At 60.5% G+C, this 18,697-nt stretch carries 15 protein-coding genes; 7 read left to right on the top strand and 8 right to left on the bottom strand.

Annotated features, from left to right (window positions below):
- Window positions 1-189: 189 nt before the first annotated feature.
- Both CAG02_RS09495 and pcaR read right to left on the bottom strand, forming a co-directional pair.
- The gene (locus CAG02_RS09495; RefSeq protein ID WP_085712968.1) at window positions 190-1,536 is read right to left on the bottom strand and encodes an MFS transporter; all 1,347 of its coding nucleotides are present in this window, start codon (window positions 1,534-1,536) and stop codon (window positions 190-192) included.
- A gap of 294 nt (window positions 1,537-1,830) precedes the next feature.
- Complete coding sequence (gene pcaR / locus CAG02_RS09490; protein ID WP_007963153.1) at window positions 1,831-2,673, bottom strand: pca regulon transcriptional regulator PcaR; 843 nt, start codon at window positions 2,671-2,673, stop codon at window positions 1,831-1,833.
- Window positions 2,674-3,317: 644 nt separating this feature from the next.
- Between pcaR and CAG02_RS09485 the strand changes: the two genes are divergently transcribed.
- Window positions 3,318-3,518, top strand: a complete 201-nt coding sequence (locus tag CAG02_RS09485; RefSeq protein ID WP_007957826.1) for a hypothetical protein — start codon at window positions 3,318-3,320, stop codon at window positions 3,516-3,518.
- Between the two features lie 375 nt (window positions 3,519-3,893).
- Entirely contained in the window at window positions 3,894-5,369 is a 1,476-nt protein-coding gene (locus CAG02_RS09480; RefSeq protein WP_085712967.1) for an inorganic phosphate transporter, read from the top strand.
- A gap of 571 nt (window positions 5,370-5,940) precedes the next feature.
- Here the strand turns inward: CAG02_RS09480 and ccoM are convergent.
- The 3 genes from ccoM to CAG02_RS09475 all read right to left on the bottom strand — a co-directional run bounded on the left by ccoM (window position 5,941) and on the right by CAG02_RS09475 (window position 6,848).
- Window positions 5,941-6,057 carry a cytochrome c oxidase subunit CcoM gene (gene ccoM, locus CAG02_RS30130; RefSeq protein WP_007959205.1) on the bottom strand — a complete coding sequence of 39 codons (117 nt, stop codon included), beginning with the start codon at window positions 6,055-6,057 and terminating at the stop codon, window positions 5,941-5,943.
- 146 nt (window positions 6,058-6,203) lie between these two features.
- A complete protein-coding gene (locus CAG02_RS29800) occupies window positions 6,204-6,365 on the bottom strand; it encodes a hypothetical protein (RefSeq protein ID WP_167443762.1) in 162 nt (53 codons plus the stop codon).
- Window positions 6,366-6,506: 141 nt separating this feature from the next.
- Entirely contained in the window at window positions 6,507-6,848 is a 342-nt protein-coding gene (locus tag CAG02_RS09475; protein WP_085712966.1) for an aspartate-semialdehyde dehydrogenase, read from the bottom strand.
- A 241-nt stretch (window positions 6,849-7,089) separates the two neighbouring features.
- Between CAG02_RS09475 and rapA the strand changes: the two genes are divergently transcribed.
- Window positions 7,090-9,936, top strand: coding sequence for an RNA polymerase-associated protein RapA (rapA, locus tag CAG02_RS09470; protein ID WP_085712965.1), 2,847 nt, complete (start codon window positions 7,090-7,092; stop codon window positions 9,934-9,936).
- Window positions 9,937-10,116: 180 nt separating this feature from the next.
- Here the strand turns inward: rapA and CAG02_RS09465 are convergent, their stop codons facing one another.
- Window positions 10,117-11,466 (bottom strand): MFS transporter, encoded by a 1,350-nt coding sequence (locus CAG02_RS09465; RefSeq protein ID WP_085712964.1) that lies wholly within the window; start codon window positions 11,464-11,466, stop codon window positions 10,117-10,119.
- A 302-nt stretch (window positions 11,467-11,768) separates the two neighbouring features.
- On the opposite strand from CAG02_RS09465, the gene CAG02_RS09460 reads away from it, so the two are divergent.
- Both CAG02_RS09460 and CAG02_RS09455 read left to right on the top strand, forming a co-directional pair.
- Window positions 11,769-12,122 carry a YkgJ family cysteine cluster protein gene (locus tag CAG02_RS09460; protein ID WP_085712963.1) on the top strand — a complete coding sequence of 118 codons (354 nt, stop codon included), beginning with the start codon at window positions 11,769-11,771 and terminating at the stop codon, window positions 12,120-12,122.
- Between the two features lie 148 nt (window positions 12,123-12,270).
- Complete coding sequence (locus tag CAG02_RS09455; protein WP_085712962.1) at window positions 12,271-14,553, top strand: bifunctional diguanylate cyclase/phosphodiesterase; 2,283 nt, start codon at window positions 12,271-12,273, stop codon at window positions 14,551-14,553.
- Here CAG02_RS09455 and CAG02_RS09450 read toward each other — a convergent pair.
- Window positions 14,444-15,340 (bottom strand): NAD(P)-dependent oxidoreductase, encoded by an 897-nt coding sequence (locus tag CAG02_RS09450; RefSeq protein WP_170931580.1) that lies wholly within the window; start codon window positions 15,338-15,340, stop codon window positions 14,444-14,446. The two genes, CAG02_RS09455 and CAG02_RS09450, sit on opposite strands and share 110 nt — an antisense overlap.
- A gap of 197 nt (window positions 15,341-15,537) precedes the next feature.
- Here CAG02_RS09450 and CAG02_RS09445 point away from each other — a divergent pair, with 197 nt between their 5' ends.
- The gene (locus CAG02_RS09445) at window positions 15,538-17,739 is read left to right on the top strand and encodes a hypothetical protein (RefSeq protein ID WP_085712961.1); all 2,202 of its coding nucleotides are present in this window, start codon (window positions 15,538-15,540) and stop codon (window positions 17,737-17,739) included.
- 302 nt (window positions 17,740-18,041) lie between these two features.
- Here the strand turns inward: CAG02_RS09445 and CAG02_RS09440 are convergent, their stop codons facing one another.
- A complete protein-coding gene (locus CAG02_RS09440) occupies window positions 18,042-18,347 on the bottom strand; it encodes a DUF2288 domain-containing protein (RefSeq protein ID WP_085712960.1) in 306 nt (101 codons plus the stop codon).
- On the opposite strand from CAG02_RS09440, the gene CAG02_RS29795 reads away from it, so the two are divergent.
- Window positions 18,346-18,687, top strand: a complete 342-nt coding sequence (locus tag CAG02_RS29795; RefSeq protein ID WP_170931579.1) for a hypothetical protein — start codon at window positions 18,346-18,348, stop codon at window positions 18,685-18,687. The genes CAG02_RS09440 and CAG02_RS29795 overlap by 2 nt on opposite strands.
- Window positions 18,688-18,697: the final 10 nt, after the last annotated feature.

Genomic DNA, 18,697 nt, shown 5'->3' with positions numbered 1-18,697 from the left:
GGGCTCCCGTTTTTGTAGTGGATCGCCAGTGATAAAAAGGCGCGAGGTTGTGCGCCGGAGTCACTGAAGATTAAGCCGCTGATTTTCGCCAAACAATCCGATAATCGACTGAGTGTTCGTTTATCGAACAGATTGTTATCTGCCTAATGATCACTCCCGCACCGCGTGCGGGAGTGAAGGAAGTGGATATCAGGTCGCGTCCGCGTGACTGACCAGGCCCTTGATCACCACCGCTGCCGTGGCCAGCCCCGCCGGGATCACCAGCGCCGTCAGCACCTGTTCGAAATTCCAGCCCAGGCCAAGCAGGGTCGCGCCCATCCACGCCCCGAGAATCGCGCCGAAGCGGCCGATCCCGAGCATCCACGACACCCCCGTCGCCCGGCCCTGAGTCGGATAAAACCGCGCCGCCAGCGACGGCATCGCCGATTGCGCGCCGTTGACGCACATGCCCGCCACCAGCACCAGCGTCGCCAGCAACGTGATGTTGCCCAGGCTCTGCCCGACCGCGTAGGCAAACACCCCGGCCAGCAGGTAGAAAATGCCGATGACCTTGTGCGGATTGAACCGGTCCATCGCCCAGCCTACGCCGACCGCGCTCAACACCCCGCCGAACTGGAACAACGCGCCGATGAAGGCCGCCTGCTCCATGCTCGCGCCACTGTCGCGCATCAGGGTCGGCAGCCAGCTGGTCAGCAGGTACACGATCACCAGGCCCATGAAGTAGGTCAGCCACAGCAGCAATGTGCCGACGCTATAGGTGCCGGAGAAAATCACTGCGAACACGTTGCGGGCTTTTACGGTTTTCTGCTCCGGCACGCTGAAACTTGCTGCCTGGGCGACGGTGGCCGGGTCGATTGGCGCGAGGGTCTTGCGCACTTTGTCGGTGCCGCGATTGCGCACCACCAGATAACGCGCCGATTCCGGCAGCCAGAGCAGCAACACCACGGCGAGGATCAGCGGCAGAATCCCGCCGATCAGCAACAGGCTGTGCCAGCCGAACGCCGGAATCAGCTTGGCCGAGATGAATCCGCCGCCGGCCATGCCGAGGTTGAAGCCGCAGAACATGCTGGTCACCAGCAGCGACTTCTTGCGCTCCGGGGTGTATTCCGACAGCAGCGTGGTGGCGTTCGGCATGCCGGCGCCCAACCCCAGACCGGTGAGGAAGCGCAGCACCAGCAATTGCTCGACGTTGGTGGCGTAGGCCGAGGCCAGGCTGAAAGCGCCGAACAGAAAGACCGCGCCGACCAGTACGACTTTTCGCCCGAAGCGGTCAGCCAACGGCCCGGAGCCCAGTGCGCCGAAGACCATGCCGATCAGCGCGGCGCTCATTACCGGGCCGAGGCTGGCGCGATCGATGCCCCAGTCCTGGGACAGGGCCGGCGCGATGAAACCCATGGCCGCCGTGTCGAGGCCATCGAGGAACACAATCAGGAAACACAGAATCACCACCCGCCACTGATAGCGCGAGATCGGTTGGGCATTGATGAAGGACTGCACGTCGAGGCAGTGACCCACAGCGGACTGAGGCTGGTTCATTATTTTTATTCCACGCAAAAAACGCAGTCGAACGGCGACCGGCCAAAGACTGGCACGGACACAAGCATATAAGGAGGGAATCAGGCGTTGCGCTAAAACCGGCAACAGGAACGGGAGCGGCGACAGTCGGGGAACGTGCGCATGGGAAGTTGCCTCTTGTCATTATTATGGGAGTCGACGATCCGGCGGGCTCATTCACAACAGCGCCGGATGACGCTGCCGCGACATTAATGATCCGGGGGTTTTAGCGTCAATTCGATAAACGCAACTCTGTGCGTTTATCGAACAGCTTCATCAGGCGAACAACTGCGCGCTGAGGTCGCGGCTGGCACTCAGCAGACCCGGCAGAAAGCGTTGTTCCAGTTCGGTACGGCTGACGCGACCGGCGTGGGTGCTGACGTTGAGCGCCGCCACCACCTGGCCGGAAGCGTCATACACCGGCACCGCAATCGAACGCAGGCCTTGTTCCAGTTCCTGATCGACGATGCACCAGCCCTGCTGCCGCACTTCCTGCAGACATTCGAGCAAGGACTCGGGGGTGTGCAGCGTGCGACTGGTCTTGGCCACCAGTTCGGCATGGTCGAGGTATTCACGCAGCGACGTGTCATCCAGTGCCGCCAGCAGGATCCGCCCCATGGACGTGCAATACGCCGGTAGCCGCCCGCCCACCGACAGGTCCACCGAAATCAGGCGCTGGGTGGTGGCCGAGCGCGCGATGTAAAGAATGTCGTCGCCTTCCAGGGTGGCCATGTTGCAGGCTTCGTGCAGTTGCTCGCTCATGCGGTCGAGGTACGGCTGGGCGGAGACCGCCAGCGGCGTCGAAGACAGATAGGCGTGACCGAGGGTCAGCACTTTGGGCAGCAACGAATAAGTACGGCCGTCGGTGGTGGCGTAGCCGAGTTTGATCAGCGTATGCAGGCAACGTCGCACGGCGGCGCGGGGGATTTCCGTACGGTGGCTGATCTGGGCGATGGTCAGGTGGCGCTTGCGCTCCTGAAACGCCTGGACCACGGCCAGGCCTCGGGCCAGGGAAGTCATGAAGTCCGGATCGCCGGTCAGGGCCTGGATGCGTTTGGCCGGCGAGGCGACGATCGGCGGCGCTACCGAGGTGAAGGAATTGCGCATTTGATCGTTCATGTCAGGTCCTTTTTTCTTGTTCGGATCAACGGCTATACAAGCGGCTCGCAGACAGATGCACAAGCGCCAGATCGCCAACACCGGGCGATTATCGAACCGTCGACCGATAATCGCAAACGCGCCCTCCGCCCCGGATGCAGCGACTCTGTAAAGTTTCCAACGCGATATCACTCATGCGCCCGGCCCCCTTAGTTGATCGACTAAATGACGCCAGAAACACAACACCCGGAAACAACGACGCAACTACCGGTAAAAGTTGCGAGTCACAAAACAATCACACATCCGGAACCGTTTTTAACTTGGCAAAGATAGTCAATCCCGAATCGGCCGCTATAATGCACCTCAATGGCGTCGCACTTTTATTGGCCGTCGACGTCATTCGCTGAGGTAATGTCCATTGCCTTCAGCCCCGGCCAGCGCCTGATGATCATCACCCATGCACCGCCAGCGCGCTCGCTGAAACAGGAAACTGATGCTGCGTCAGTTTTAATCTGGTGCCGTAGCCGCCTGTAACATGGAAGTCTTGACCGCCCTGCCGATAACACCGCTGCCTGTTCAGGCCGCGTCTTGTTGGCGAACCGGTTCAATCGATTCGTTGCAGTGCGTTTCACCAGACATTTATCTCAACTCATACAGGTAGCACTGTGACGAAAGACGAACTGCGCGCGGAACTTGAGCGCCAGGAACAACGTTACAAGGAAGTTTACGGCGGGGAAGTCACCACCTACGCCGCTCAACCGGAACCGGAACGCAAAGCCTGGCGTAAACGCCCCACCGTTCAGGATCAGGTCTTCCAGCAAGAACTGAAAAAAATGGAAGAGGAACTCAAAGCCGAAGAGCCTTGATGCCTTCCTTTGAGACTTTCGAGGGTCAGCGTACTCACCGGGTTACAAGCACGGTGGACTGACGACGCCTTGCGCGCCCGCTACCCGCGGGCAGCGGCCGACTCCCCTGTATTGCACAGGTTTGGAGCATGTCAGACACGTTTCTCAGATATTTCATACACGCTTCTGCCCCCTTCCGCCCCCCGGCCGATCCGCCGGCTATTCGCATTTTTATCAATCGAATCAAGGCCTTGCAAAACCCTGCAAAAAGCTCGGGCAATGCACCTTGATACAAATTAATTTGGCGAAGACGGTTACCGATGAGCAGGTAGGGGATCGATTTCCAGTCTTTTCTGGCATAATCGCGCCCCCTTATGACCGGGTCAGAAAACCTTCATGATCGATTTATTCAGCGGACTGGATGCCTGGGTGCTTGTGAGCCTCCTGCTCGCCCTGACATTTGTCCTCGCCTTCGAGTTCATCAATGGATTTCATGACACCGCTAACGCGGTAGCCACTGTTATCTACACCAAAGCGATGCCGCCTCACCTGGCGGTGTTCTTCTCGGGCGTGTTCAACTTCCTCGGCGTATTGCTGGGCGGCGTCGGCGTGGCGTATGCCATCGTCCACCTGCTGCCGGTAGAACTGTTGATCAACGTGAACACCGGCCATGGTCTGGCAATGGTGTTCTCGCTGCTCGCCGCCGCCATCGCCTGGAACCTGGGCACCTGGTACTTCGGTATCCCGGCCTCCAGCTCCCACACCCTGATCGGTTCGATCCTCGGTGTCGGCCTGGCCAACGCCCTGATCAACGACATTCCGCTGGGTGATGGCGTGAACTGGCAGAAAGCGATAGACATCGGTGCTTCGCTGGTGTTCTCGCCGATGGCTGGCTTCCTGGTGGCCGCACTGGTGCTGATCGGCCTCAAGTGGTGGCGCCCGCTGTCGAAAATGCACAAGACCCCGGAACAACGCCGCAAGATCGACGACAAGAAGCATCCACCTTTCTGGAATCGCCTGGTCCTGGTGATGTCCGCCATGGCCATGAGCTTCGTGCACGGCTCCAACGATGGTCAGAAAGGCATCGGCCTGATCATGCTGGTCCTGATCGGTATCGTGCCTGCGCAGTTCGTGCTCGACCTGAACAGCACCACCTATCAGATCGAACGCACCCGCGACGCAACCCTGCACCTGAGCCAGTTCTACCAGCGCAACGCCGCCACCCTTGGCGAATTCCTGGCCCTGGGCAAAAGCGTAGAAGGCGACCTGCCGGAGAAATTCCGCTGCAACCCGCAGCAGACCGAACCGACCATTTCCGCCCTGCTCCACACCCTCAAAGGTGTATCGGACTACCACTCGCTGCCGGCGGAAAGCCGCATCGAAGTGCGCCGCTACCTGCTCTGCCTGGACGACACCGCGAAGAAAGTCGCCAAGCTCCCGGGCCTGGAAGCGCGTGAAAAAGCCGACCTGGACAAACTGCGCAAAGACCTGACCACCACCACCGAATACGCCCCGTTCTGGGTGATTCTGGCGGTCGCCCTGGCCCTGGGCCTCGGCACCATGATCGGCTGGAAACGCGTGGTGCTGACCATCGGCGAGAAAATCGGCAAGCAAGGCATGACCTATGCCCAGGGCATGTCGGCACAGATCACCGCAGCGAGCATGATCGGCCTGGCCAACATCTTCAGCCTGCCGGTGTCCACCACCCACGTCCTGTCCTCGGGCGTGGCCGGCACCATGGTCGCCAACAAAAGCGGCCTGCAAGGCGGCACGGTAAAAACCATCCTGCTGGCCTGGGTCCTGACCCTGCCGGCCACCGTGGCCCTGTCGGCCGGCTTGTTCTGGCTGGCGTCGAAGGCGCTGGGCAGCTGATAGATCGTGGTAATGAAAAAGGCGTGATTCGAGAGGATCACGCCTTTTTTGTTGCCTTCAGAAATGGAACGCGGAGCGTCCCGGGCTGCATTCCCACGCGGAGCGTGGGAACGATCAAAAGCAAAAGCAGCCCCCATTCGCTTCCCGCTTCTCACCACTCAACACAATGAGCGTTAGCTCGAGTACCGCTTTTGACGTGCCGGCCCCATCGGCAGGCTGAGTGGAGGGATTTATCCGGGGGTGGGCGCGTAGCGCCGTTCGACGAAGTCGAACACATCGAGAGGAGGTGCAGCGAAGCAAACCGGAGGCGATGCCCCCGGATGAATCCCGGAACGAAGGAACGCCGAGCCTCAGCGAGGTGCCGAACGCCGGGGCCCAGCCTTTTGGTTCCTTTTTGGCGTCTGAAAAAGGGACTCGCCGTAAGGGCGAAACCGCCAGTGGCAACACCCAAAGAAACGGATATTCACAAAGAACACCCAAAGCATGGTCGGCCCAAAGGCCGCCAAGACACAAAAAAAAGGGCAACCGAAGTTGCCCAAAATGCCTTGCGTGCTCATCAAACCCGGAAGAACTAAGGCTTCTTGCGCTTATTCGCATCCTTCCAGATAAAAAATCCAAACCCTGCAAAAAACAGAACCATGAGCCCCACCGTCAGAACCCCGGCAAACACCACGTTATCGAAAAACATGACTGGCCTCCTGGCCCCTGCTTTGCTGCGATGGAGCTAAGTTAACCAATCAGGCAGGCGCAGGAATTGACCGGGATCAATACCGGTCAAGGTGCGGAGGAAAGGAAGGGAAATAACTGACCTGCATCAACGGATACAGGGGGAGATCAACGCTTTTTCGGTTTGTTTTTCGACTTTTTCTTCGGTTTTCCCAACGGCATGGCCTGTTCGAAGGCCTTGCGCACTTCATTCAGGCGTTTTTCGTTGAGGTCGTGAACCCGCTTGGCGCGTTCGGTGCTGAGGTCGATCAGTTTGTCGTCTTGGCTCATGGCGTTCGATGCATCGCTTGGACTGAATCACAACTGCCGGATCGCCGACAGGACTGCGCCAATAATGCGGCCTCACGCCGGCGCTGACCAGCCATCGACGTACAACAAATCGTGTATTCAAGACGCAGTGGTCGGGCAGCCTCAGATCTCGATGTCGACCCACAAGCCCTGACGCGGCTGGTCTTCCATCAGCGGCACCACTGGCACGGTGTTGTCGGCATTGAGTTCGGTGCCCGGCACGGCGAGGTGTTCTTCCGGATCTTCGTCGGCTTCGCGCTTGCGACGCTCACGCTCCTGCTGGCGCCGCTGCTCTTCGCGCAACAGATAACCGTCCTCTTCAGGATCGCGCTTTTGCAGGTCGATGGTGCTTTCGTTGGAGCTTTCCTGCACCGGCACCACCGGGGGAATGTCCGGCCGCTGGCGGATCGGGTCCTGCTGGGATGTGATCGGCACGGCGCTCAGGGGGAGCATCGGTGGCAGCATATGAAGGGTCTCCTGTCAGCAGGCTATCGGCTGCGGCATCGGGGCCTTGAGCCATCGGTCGAAAACTTGTGACCGGGTTGGCACTCAATCGTGCCGCCAGCGCTCCTGAAACCGACGCATGACCTAATCTTCCCTCAGTCGGCCGTCGGCATTTAATAGCCGTACGCGACGCCTAATCCTTTGGCCTCAGGGCCTCATTCCGTTAAGATAGCCCGCTTTTTCAAGGTGGGAGTCAGGCAGCATGGCGCAGCAGTATCAACCGGGGCAACGCTGGATCAGTGACAGCGAAGCAGAGCTTGGTTTAGGCACCGTTCTGGCACAGGACGGCCGCTTGTTGACCGTGCTTTACCCGGCCACTGGCGAAACCCGCCAGTACGCGCTAAGGAATGCGCCTTTGACCCGCGTGCGATTCTCGCCGGGCGACTCCATCACTCACTTCGAAGGCTGGAAGATGACCGTGCGCGAAGTCGAGGATGCCGATGGCCTGCTCGTCTATCACGGTCTGAACGCCGAGAACGAAGCCGTCACCCTGCCGGAAACCCAGCTGTCGAACTTCATCCAGTTCCGTCTGGCCAGCGACCGTCTGTTTGCCGGGCAGATCGACCCGCTGTCGTGGTTCTCCCTGCGCTACCACACCCTGGAACACACCAGCCGCCAGTTGCAGTCCTCGCTGTGGGGCCTGGGCGGCGTGCGTGCGCAGCCGATCGCGCACCAGTTGCACATTGCCCGTGAAGTCGCTGACCGCATCGCGCCACGGGTATTGCTGGCGGACGAAGTGGGCCTGGGCAAGACCATCGAAGCCGGTCTGGTGATCCATCGCCAACTGCTTTCCGGCCGCGCCAATCGCGTGCTGATCCTGGTACCGGAAAACCTCCAGCACCAATGGCTGGTGGAAATGCGCCGCCGCTTCAACCTGCAGGTCGCGCTGTTCGACGAAGAACGCTTCATCGAAAGCGATGCCTCCAACCCGTTCGAAGACACCCAGCTGGCCCTGGTGGCCCTGGAGTGGCTGGTCGAAGACGAAAAGGCCCAGGATGCGCTGTTCGCCGCCGGCTGGGACCTGATGGTGGTCGACGAAGCGCACCACCTGGTGTGGCACGAAGACAAGGTCAGCCCGGAATACTCCTTGGTCGAGCAGCTTGCCGAGACGATCCCGGGCGTGCTGCTGCTCACCGCCACCCCGGAACAACTCGGCCAGGACAGCCACTTCGCCCGTCTGCGCCTGCTCGACCCGAACCGTTTTCATGACCTGGCCGCCTTCCGTGCGGAAAGCGAGAACTATCGCCCGGTGGCCGAAGCCGTTCAGGAACTGCTGGACAAGGGCCGCCTCTCGGCCGAAGCGCACAAGACCATCCACGGTTTCCTCGGCAACGAAGGTGAAGCCCTGCTGACCGCCGTCAACGATGGCGACAGCGAAGCCAGCGCCCGCCTCGTGCGCGAACTGCTCGACCGCCACGGCACCGGCCGCGTGCTGTTTCGCAACACCCGCGCCGCCGTGCAGGGTTTCCCGGAGCGCAAGCTGCATCCGTACCCGCTGCCGTGCCCCGACGAATACCTCGAACTGCCACTGGGCGATCACGCCGAGCTGTACCCGGAAGTCAGCTTCCAGGCCCAGCCGGACGCCAGCGAAGAAGAACGCTGGTGGAAATTCGACCCGCGCGTCGAGTGGCTGATCGATCAGTTGAAAATGCTCAAGCGCACCAAAGTGCTGGTGATCTGCGCCCACGCCGAAACCGCGATGGACCTGGAAGACGCCCTGCGCGTGCGTTCCGGCATCCCGGCCACGGTGTTCCATGAAGGCATGAACATCCTCGAGCGTGACCGCGCCGCCGCCTACTTCGCCGACGAAGAGTTTGGTGCGCAGGTGCTGATCTGCTCGGAAATCGGCAGTGAAGGTCGCAACTTCCAGTTCGCTCACCACCTGGTGCTGTTCGATCTGCCGTCGCACCCGGACCTGCTGGAGCAGCGGATCGGTCGTCTGGACCGGATCGGCCAGAAACACATCATCGAACTGCACGTGCCGTACCTGGAAACCAGCCCGCAAGAGCGCCTGTTCCAGTGGTATCACGAAGCGCTGAACGCGTTCCTCAATACCTGCCCGACCGGCAACGCCTTGCAGCACCAGTTCGGCCCGCGCCTGCTGCCGCTGCTGGAAGAGGCTGACGACGGCGAGTGGCAAGCGCTGATCGACGAGGCGCGTAGCGAACGCGAGCGTCTGGAAGCCGAGCTGCACACCGGTCGCGACCGTCTGCTGGAACTGAACTCCGGCGGCGCCGGCGAAGGTGACGCGCTGGTCGAGGACATCCTCGAGCAAGACGATCAGTTCGCCCTGCCGATCTACATGGAAACCCTGTTCGACGCGTTCGGCATCGACAGCGAAGACCACTCGGAAAACGCCCTGATCCTCAAGCCGAGCGAGAAGATGCTCGACGCCAGTTTCCCGCTGGGCGACGACGAAGGCGTGACCATCACCTACGACCGCAATCAGGCGCTGTCGCGCGAAGACATGCAGTTCATCACCTGGGAACACCCGATGGTGCAGGGCGGCATGGATCTGGTGCTGTCCGGTTCGATGGGCAACACCGCCGTCGCGCTGATCAAGAACAAGGCGTTGAAGCCAGGCACCGTACTGCTGGAACTGCTCTACGTCAGCGAAGTGGTTGCGCCACGCTCGCTGCAACTGGGCCGTTACCTGCCGCCGGCCGCCCTGCGCTGCCTGCTCGATGCCAACGGCAACGACCTGTCGGCCCGTGTGGCGTTCGAAACCCTGAACGATCAGCTGGAAAGCGTGCCGCGCGCCAGCGCCAACAAGTTCATTCAGGCCCAGCGCGATCAGTTGACGCCACGGATCAACGCCGGTGAAGACAAGGTCACCCCGCGTCACGCCGAGCGCGTGGCCGAGGCCCGCCGTCGTCTGGCAGCCGATACCGACGAAGAACTGGCGCGCCTGACCGCGTTGCAGGCGGTCAACCCGACCGTACGCGACAGCGAACTGGTTGCCCTGCGCAAACAGCGCGAGCAAGGCCTGGCCATGCTCGACAAGGCTGCGCTGCGACTCGAAGCGATCCGGGTGCTGGTCGCAGGCTAAACCGCCCTGCTCCATCGCCAAAAACGAAAGGCCCGCAGCGATGCGGGCCTTTTTGTTTGTCTGATATTTATGCTGCGCGGCTGATTGCCTCTTCGCGGGCAAGCCCGCTCCCACAGTTGGCCGGGTTCCTTCAGGAGGAAATTCGGTCGAATGTGGGAGCGGGCTTGCTCGCGAAGGCGGTTATGCAGTCACCGCTGCGCCATCCGGCTCCACCACCGCCGACAACCCCTCCTTCATTCGCTTCGCATCCCGCACAAAACACCGCGACGCCAGAAACAGAAACACCATCGTAAAGAACAGCGCCACCGGGATCAGGTACATCGCGTCATGCAGGCCGACAGCCTTGAACGCTTCGGTCATCTGTTCGGCCCCCGCCGAAATCATGGCCGACTGGGCAAAGTGATCGGACAAGCCACCGACCACCACCGGCCCCAAGCCTCCGCCCAGCAAGTACAAACCGGCAAAGAACAGCGCCATCGCCGTGGCCCGCAGGCGCGGTTCGACCACGTCCTGGATCGCCGTGTACACGCAGGTGTAGAAGTTATAGGCAAACAGCCAGCCGACACTGAACACCGCGACAAACACACCGATCTCGATCCGTCCGGCATGCAGCGCCCAGGCGGTGCACACCGTCGAGATGATCAGACTGAACGCCGCAAACAAAAGCCGGCCGCTGGCCACGCGCTGGTGAATCTTGTCGGCGATCCAGCCGCCCAGGGTCAGGCCGATCAAGCCGGTCACCCCGACGATCATCCCGGTGGCCACCGCCGCCTCCTGCAACGGCATCAGGAAATAGCGCTGCAGCATCGGCACCAGAAACGAGTTGCAGGCATAGGTCGCAAAGTTGAAGCACAACCCGGCCAGCACCAGCCACAGGAACGTCGGCACCGCCAGCACCCGGCGGATCGGCTTGTCGACTTTCTCTTGCGACACTTGCACGGTTTCCGCCGCGCCGCGCTTGGGTTCCTTGATGAAGAACATGAACACCGCCAGCAGCAACCCCGGCACGGCAGCGATGAAGAACGGCGCACGCCAGCTGTCGAACGCCTTGACCATCGCACCGATGGTGAAGAACGCCAGCAGCAGCCCCAACGGCAGGCCCAGCATGAAAATCCCCATGGCCCGCGCCCGACGGTGGGCCGGGAACAGGTCACCGATCAACGAGTTGGCCGCCGGTGCGTAACTGGCCTCGCCGATGCCGATGCCCATGCGCACCAACAGGAAACTCCAGAAACTGCCGACCAGGCCGTTGACTGCCGTCAGTGCGCTCCAGGTCGCCAGCCCCCAGCCCATCAATTTGCTGCGCGAGCCGGTGTCGGCCATGCGCCCCAGCGGCAGGCCGGCGATGGCATAGACGATAGTGAACGCGGTTCCGACGATCCCCAGCTGAAAGTCGCTGAGGTGCCATTCCATGCGGATCGGCTCGATGATGATGGCCGGGATGGTGCGATCGAAGAAATTGAACAGGTTGGCGAGGAACAACAGGAACAGAATGCGCCAGGCATTCGCCGCTTGGGTCGAGTTCTGCATGGGTCCGTCTCTTTTATTGTTATAGGGCTTCACTGCCGACGCATCCGAGCCCGGAACCTGCAATCTAGTCACGGCCGTCGGGGCTGTCTGTGATCATTCGCCAGCCTGATAGGGAGCCATGGCACTGTAACGAAACGTAAGCCCTTGAAAAGGCTCGAATCCCCCGAAAACCGGGGGTTTTGCGGAAAAATCCGGCAATGAAAAAATACTTTCGCGCCCCCCTTCCCAACGCCGTGGCAAAGCCTAGAATGGCCGCCGGATCCGTCCGGATCCAGCCGATCAATCCCTTTGATGCCCCTCCCATGTCCGATGTCAGTCCGTGTCTGAATTGCGGTGCCTGCTGTTCCCATTTTCGTGTGTCATTTTTCTGGGGTGAATGCGCATCCTCCGGCGGAACCGTGCCTGATGAACTGGTCACCCAGATCACGCCCAGCCGGGTCGCCATGATCGGTACCGACCGCAAGGCGCCGCGCTGCACCGCGCTGGAAGGCGAGGTCGGAAAGGCCGTGAATTGCACGATCTACGACAAGCGCTCCAGCCCCTGCCGCGAGTTCGAGGCGTCGTGGGAAAACGGTGAACAGAACATTGACTGTGACAAGGCCCGTGCCCGCTTCGGCCTGCCACCGTTGCAACCGCACTGGAACGAGGTCGCCTGAGCCTTAGCGCCAATCGCTATGGCGCTCATGCCAAAATCATTAGAACCAATGTGCCACCACGGCTTGCGCCCCGAAATCGGCCTCTATACTGCATTCATTCGCCTGCGTTGATGACGCAGTAAGGAAGCACTCAGAGACGGGGCATGCTATGGAGTGGCTTGGTTTGCAGTTTGTTGCCGAGCTGCCGGAGAGCGGGCAGGTCATCCTCAATTGCACACACAACCCCTTGCTGGTGCTGGTCGCCTATCTGGTGGCGTGTGCCGCGAGTTTCGCCACCCTCGACATGGCGGAACGCGTCGGCCATGCCGAAGACCCCGGATCGCGCAGGCTCTGGCGCTGGATCGGGGCCACTTGCCTGGCCGGCGGCATCTGGGCCATGCATTTCATCAGCATGCTGGCGTTCCAGACACCGATCGACATCCAGTACGACCTGGCAATTACCCTGTTTTCCCTGGTGATCGCCGTGCTGGCCTCCTGGCTGGCGATGCACACCCTCAGCGAACCGCAGCCCAGTCTGCTGCAATACTTCAAGACCGCCATCGTCATCGGCCTGGGCATTGCCGGCATGCATTACGTCGGCATGGCCGCCATGCAGTCCGCCGCCACCGCTTACTACGAACCGACCCTGTTCGGCCTGTCGATCCTGATTGCCATCGGTGCCAGTTTCGCTGCGCTGTGGGTGGCCGGGAACTTGCGTGAAGGCAGCGGCCTGCACAACCAGATGCTCAAATACGTGGCCACCCTGATTCTCGGGGCCGGCATCATCAGCATGCATTTCACCGGCATGGCGGCGCTGCACCTAGTGCTGCCGGAGGGCAACATTCCCACCCTCAGGGCCGAAACCAGTCATCTGCAGCTGGGGCTCACCGTCGCCTTCATCACCCTGCTGATCCTCGGCAGCGCCATCAGCGCCGCACTCGCCGACAAGAAACTGCAGAACAAGGAGCAAGACCTGCGCCGGGTCAACATGTTGCTCAGCCAGCTCGATCAGGCGCGGATGTCGCTGCAACAGGCTGCCAATTACGACGCCCTGACCAACCTGATCAATCGTCGCGGCTTCAACCAGCTCTTTGCCGAAAAACTCAGCCAGAAATCCACCGAGGGCGGCATGCTCGCGGTGATGTTTCTCGACATCGACCACTTCAAGCGCATCAACGACAGCCTCGGTCATGACGCCGGTGACGAATTGCTCAAGGTCATCGCCCAACACATCAAAGGTTCGGTACGTGGCCATGAAGACGTGGTCGCGCGTTTCGGCGGCGATGAGTTCTGCATCCTCATCGGCCTGCGTGACCGCGAAGAAGCCCGCAACCTGGCCCAGCGCATCATGCTCAAAATGAAGGAGCCGATCGAACTGGCCGGGCGGCGCATGGTGATGACCACCAGCATCGGCATCAGCCTGTTTCCCGAAGACGGCACCACCTGCGATGAACTGCTCAAGCACGCGGACCTGGCGCTGTACCAATCCAAGGGTGCCGGGCGCAACGGCGTGCACTTTTTCGATTCCAATCTGAAAAACCGCGCCAGCCTGGAACTGCAACTGGAGGAAGAACTGCGCCATGCCCTGCGCGAAGAGAACGGGTTGATGCTGTATTACCAGCCGATCTTTGAACTGAAGACCGGCAAGGTCACCAAGCTCGAAGCACTGATTCGCTGGCAGCATCCGGTACATGGCCTGCTGACCCCGGATCGCTTTATCGCCATCGCCGAAAACAACGGTCTGATCGCCGAGCTCGACAACTGGGTGCTGCGCAAAGCCTGCGAAGACCTGGGTGAATTGTCGCGCCACGGCTGCGATGACCTGAAGATCGCCTGGAACTGCTCACCCCTGAACCTGGCCCGGGAAGAACTGGCCAATGAAATCGAACGCGCCTTGCGCAGCGCCGGCGTCGCCCCTGAACGCCTTGAGCTGGAGGTGACCGAGAACGCCCTGATGGGCAACATCGCCAATACGCTGGTGCTGTTGCGGCAGATCCGCGCCCTGGGCGTGTCGCTGTCGATCGATGACTTCGGCACCGGCTATTCGTCCCTGGCCTATCTCAAGCGTCTGCCGCTCAACACCTTGAAGGTCGACCGCTCGTTCATCCTCGACATTCCCAAGGCCACCGCCGACATGGAAATCGTCCAGGCGATCATCGTCATGGCCCACACCCTGCACTTGCAGGTGGTCACCGAAGGCGTGGAAAGCCTGGAGCAATACGAATTCCTCGAGCGTTCCGGCTGCGACTTCATTCAGGGATACCTGCTCAGCCGTCCGGTGCCGCTGCACGAACTGCGCCCGGTCCTCGAAGAGATCAATCAGCGCAAACACGCCCACCCGGTCAATCCGCTGACGCTGGCTCGCGGTACATTTTCACCAGTGTCGATGGATCTCTCTCCAAAAAGCCCTGCGCCCCATGCAGGCGCATCAGTTGTGCGGCCAATCCGCTGATCGGCGTGGCCGAGCCGACTTCTCGGGAAAATTTCACCGCCGTATCGAGATCCTTGAGCAGCGTGCGCACGTGCCATTTCACCGGTTCGAAACGGCTTTCGGCCATTTGTGGGGCGAGGATCTGCAGCGGCTTCGAATCGGCAAAACCACCGGCCAGCGCCTCGGCAATCAGGCTGGCGTCGACCCCGGACTGTTCGGCCAGCGCGACCACTTCGGCAATCACCAGCGCATTACAGGCAACGATCATTTGATTGCAGGCCTTGGTCACCTGGCCGGCGCCGATCCCGCCCATGTGCGTGACGCGCTGACCGAGGGTGAGCAGCACCGGGCGCACACGATCAAGATCTGCGGCATCACCACCGACCATGATCGCCAGGCTGCCGGCCTCCGCACCAACGACGCCGCCGGACACCGGTGAGTCGAGCCAGGCCATGCCGGTCTTTTGCGCCAGTTCTGCTGCCATCTCGCGGGTCGCCGTCGGCTCAAGGCTGGAAAAGTCCACCAGCAACTGACCGTTCTTTGCGCCTTCAGCAACACCCGCCGGACCAAACACCACCTCGCGGACCACTGCCGTATCGGCCAGGCAGAGCATCACCACGTCGGCCTGCCCGCACAGTTCGGCCGGGGTCGCGACTTGCCGGGCACCCGCCTCCACCAGCGGCGCGCACTTGGCCGGGTTGCGGTTCCACACGGTCAGCGGATAACCCGCCGCCAGCAGACGCCGGCACATCGGCAGCCCCATCAGTCCGATTCCGGCAAACCCCAACGAAGGTAGCGTTGACATCATTTAGCCTCCTTTTGATTAAAGATCGCCGAATAATGGCCGATCCATCATCAATCAGGAAAGGATTCCCCCGTGCGACACACAGGCAAAGACCCTGACGCACGGGCCAAATACGCGCAGCAAAAAGACGCGAGATTCCCATTCCGTGAGGCTCGACGACAGAGGTCGCCGAGCCAACCAGTCCAGGTAAATGGCGCACAATGACTTCTAAAAACAATCCGGCCACTGCGGTATCCGATCTGACCCTGAGCCCTGCGGCGAACAGCCCTGCCCCGATGAAGCCATTGCCTCCTTCGCGCCCTCTGGGCACCCAGCAATACCTGTACTTCACCGAAACCAACACTGACCGCATCCTCGACAACCTCGACGGCCTGCGTGACCTGGTGTTCCCGCGCCCGCCGCACCTGGAAGGCGACAACGAGCAGCACAACGACCAGGAATTCCCGTCGGTGTGCCTGATCGGCCTCGGTCGCTGCGGCTCCAACATCGCCCTCGACGTGGCGGAGCTGGTGTACAACGCGCGCAAGTTCTACCTCAACGAATTCAACAACGAAGACCGCGTGGCTGATCGCCGCCTGGCCTCCGACAAAGGCTACAGCCCGGCCCAGTGGATCAAGCAGAACCTGCGGATCGGCCCGAACAAGTCGACCAAACCGGTGTTCCTGGTCGAGCCGCTGGTGATGCTCGGCGACCTGGACAAGGACATTGCCGGACGCATCCGCTTCTCGCGCAAGGGCGAAAAGAGCGGCTTCCTGCGCGACTACAGCAAAATGAAGATCATGGACTTGTCCGAAGTCCACGCCGGTGGCGCCGGTAACGCGCCGATCCTCGGCCAGTACCTGGCGAAGATCATCCTGAACAAGGACACCCAGCGCTTCTCCAGCCCCGACTGGAAAATGATCCACTCGTACCTGATCGACAGCTGCGGCATCAAGGCCAACCAGTCGCGCCTGTACTTCTCGATCTTCAGTGCCGGCGGCGGTACCGGTTCGGGCATGGCCTCGGAATTCGGCCTGGCCCAGCAGCACTCGTACATGAACAAAACGTTCGACACCAAGCCGATGGACGAACATGACGGCAAGAGCGGTCATTCGTTTGTGTTCGAGCCGATCTTCACCAGCGGCATCTGCGTGCTGCCGAACATTTCCGACCACCGCAGCGAAATGTCCGAGGCGCTGCACATCAACGCCGGTCGCCTGCTGTGCAAATACCTGTCGGAGGAATGGGATTTCTCGTACAACTTCGCCAATGAAGACAGCAGCGAAGCCAGCGTCATGGGCCGTATCCGCCCATGGAACGCGATGATGCTGATCTCCAACGACATCATGCGTTACGCCGAAGAGAGCGATGACGGCAACATCCAGAACATTGATGTCAATGCGATGGAGAAGCACGCCAACCAGTACATCTCGCAGCAGATCTTCAACATTCTGACGGCCCAGGCCGTCACGACCGACTACGACCAGAACTATTTCCGTCGTGCCGGCATCGACATCGGCGAGACCATTCGCCTGGACGCCAACGACCTGTTCATGAGCCTGGCCGGCCCGGTGGCGATTGCCTACGCCGAATCCGTGGTGCCGGAAACCCCGCCGCCGAGCAGCGACAAGTTCAAGGTGTTCGACAAAGAGCCACAGCGCCTGAACATCGACGACCTGTTCTTCCGCTCGATCGACCTGCCGCACTTCAACAAGGTGACCCAGGCCATCGAAGGCATCAGCCTGCTGCCAATCGAATCCAAGCGTTATCGCGCCTCGCTTGAGCAGTACAAGAATTCCGGCTACGACGCCGCCGCGCTGCACGACCTGCACTTCTTCAAGAACTGCTCGTCGGTGGTCTCGATCGTTTCGCTGCCGAAAGACTACAAGCTGTCGTACATGGACCTGAACCGGTTGAAAACCCACCTCAACAGCCTGTTCCCCAACACCACGCTCAAGCGTTACGCGCTGGTGATCGGTGCTTCGGCCAACCTGTCGCTGACCACCCTGATCGCCAAGAGCCCGTGCCTGTCGGACGATTTCCTGACCCTGATCGTGGCGTTCATCAAGCGTTGCTTTGCGAAGAATCCGTACCGTTTCGACGAGACCCTCGACAACTCGATCCTCGACTTCATCATCAATGAAGAATTCGACGAGGAACGCATCGACGACCTGCTCAACGAGTTCGAGAACCCGGCGAAGATCCTCGATACCAACTGGTACGCGATCAAGCCGATGTACGAGAAGAAGTACCGCGAGCTGATCAACGACAAAGAGAAGTTTGTCTCGATCAACGACATTCGTCTGTCGCGTGATTGCGTGAAGAAGTCGATCAAGTACCTGCGCGAGATCTATCGCCACCGGATCGGCAAGACCAAGGTTATTTCGCTCAATAACCATACTGGCAAGACTTACTCGGTCTGATTCAAGACCGCGTCGCAGCCATTCGCGAGCAAGCTCGCTCCCACAGTGTTCGTGTCGAGCACAAAACCTGTGGGAGCGAGCTTGCTCGCGATGGGGCCGGTGAAAGCGCCACGCAACTCAGCCTTTCCAACATCCAGAAACAATTAAGCAGCCCGAAGGCTGCTCAATAAACTGTGCCCGTTACGTTTACGTCACCGTTATGCCACCCCCGCCTGTGGCATTTCTCTACGGCAACGTGCCATCACGCTACTCGGCTACACACTTTTTTCCGGCGGCCTGTCGCACCAACGAGGTGCAACCCCTCAGGCCGACGCCCTTTCCTGGACCAGAATCCACGGTCGGACCACCACCGCCCACATCTCGGGATCACGTTCGAAAATATCCAGCGCCCGCGTTTCAGACAGCTTGGCGACCTTGTCTTCGGCCAGCCAGGCAGCGACTTTCTCGCCCTGATCCGATGCCACGGCCTCGGCCACGGCGATCAAATCCAGGTCAGCGTCGACCCACAATAGGGCACCCTGGGCGTAGAAGCGCTCCAGCTCTTTCCAGGTAATAGATGCGGTTTCACCAAGCAGCTTGGCATAGAGGGTGCTAGGTTCTTGATTCATGGGACTGTCCGGAAAAGAAATCGGCGCGAATGATAACGTCGGTGGTCCGGCAGAAAAACCCGGTAGCAAAAGGCTGTACCGAACGAAAAGCGCAGGAAAGCCAAGGAATGCTGATGATTGGGGCATAAGCCCTCTGAAAGCCCCGCCGCAATTCTGTCTTTTTCTTTCATTAAAGCGACATCTCCAGAATTTGCCCCTGGGCGCCAGCTTCCCAGGCCAACAACCGGCGCTCTACACTGTACCGGTACAGTTGCCGGGGGCATTTCCGGACGATATCGCGAAGATATCCAGCCCGGTTCTGCTGCTACGGCGTCAGGACTCTAAAAAAATACAACAGTAAGAGTGGAGCA

Origin of the sequence: Pseudomonas sp. R43(2017), from assembly GCF_002112345.1 — a bacterium.
Classification (GTDB): Bacteria; Pseudomonadota; Gammaproteobacteria; order Pseudomonadales; family Pseudomonadaceae; genus Aquipseudomonas; species Aquipseudomonas kribbensis.
Note: the sequence above shows the minus strand (reverse complement) of the source record. Positions and strands in the feature narration are given on the sequence as shown.

What these genes read in the sequence shown, in the direction of transcription:
- CAG02_RS09495 (WP_085712968.1), bottom strand. Translation starts at nt 1,536, where the DNA reads ATGAACCAGCCTCAGTCCGCTGTGGGTCACTGCCTCGACGTGCAGTCC.
- pcaR (WP_007963153.1), bottom strand. Translation starts at nt 2,673, where the DNA reads ATGAACGATCAAATGCGCAATTCCTTCACCTCGGTAGCGCCGCCGATC.
- CAG02_RS09480 (WP_085712967.1), top strand. Translation starts at nt 3,894, where the DNA reads ATGATCGATTTATTCAGCGGACTGGATGCCTGGGTGCTTGTGAGCCTC.
- ccoM (WP_007959205.1), bottom strand. Translation starts at nt 6,057, where the DNA reads ATGTTTTTCGATAACGTGGTGTTTGCCGGGGTTCTGACGGTGGGGCTC.
- CAG02_RS29800 (WP_167443762.1), bottom strand. Translation starts at nt 6,365, where the DNA reads ATGAGCCAAGACGACAAACTGATCGACCTCAGCACCGAACGCGCCAAG.
- CAG02_RS09475 (WP_085712966.1), bottom strand. Translation starts at nt 6,848, where the DNA reads ATGCTGCCACCGATGCTCCCCCTGAGCGCCGTGCCGATCACATCCCAG.
- rapA (WP_085712965.1), top strand. Translation starts at nt 7,090, where the DNA reads ATGGCGCAGCAGTATCAACCGGGGCAACGCTGGATCAGTGACAGCGAA.
- CAG02_RS09465 (WP_085712964.1), bottom strand. Translation starts at nt 11,466, where the DNA reads ATGCAGAACTCGACCCAAGCGGCGAATGCCTGGCGCATTCTGTTCCTG.
- CAG02_RS09460 (WP_085712963.1), top strand. Translation starts at nt 11,769, where the DNA reads ATGTCCGATGTCAGTCCGTGTCTGAATTGCGGTGCCTGCTGTTCCCAT.
- CAG02_RS09455 (WP_085712962.1), top strand. Translation starts at nt 12,271, where the DNA reads ATGGAGTGGCTTGGTTTGCAGTTTGTTGCCGAGCTGCCGGAGAGCGGG.
- CAG02_RS09450 (WP_170931580.1), bottom strand. Translation starts at nt 15,340, where the DNA reads ATGATGTCAACGCTACCTTCGTTGGGGTTTGCCGGAATCGGACTGATG.
- CAG02_RS09445 (WP_085712961.1), top strand. Translation starts at nt 15,538, where the DNA reads ATGACTTCTAAAAACAATCCGGCCACTGCGGTATCCGATCTGACCCTG.
- CAG02_RS29795 (WP_170931579.1), top strand. Translation starts at nt 18,346, where the DNA reads ATGGGACTGTCCGGAAAAGAAATCGGCGCGAATGATAACGTCGGTGGT.
- CAG02_RS09440 (WP_085712960.1), bottom strand. Translation starts at nt 18,347, where the DNA reads ATGAATCAAGAACCTAGCACCCTCTATGCCAAGCTGCTTGGTGAAACC.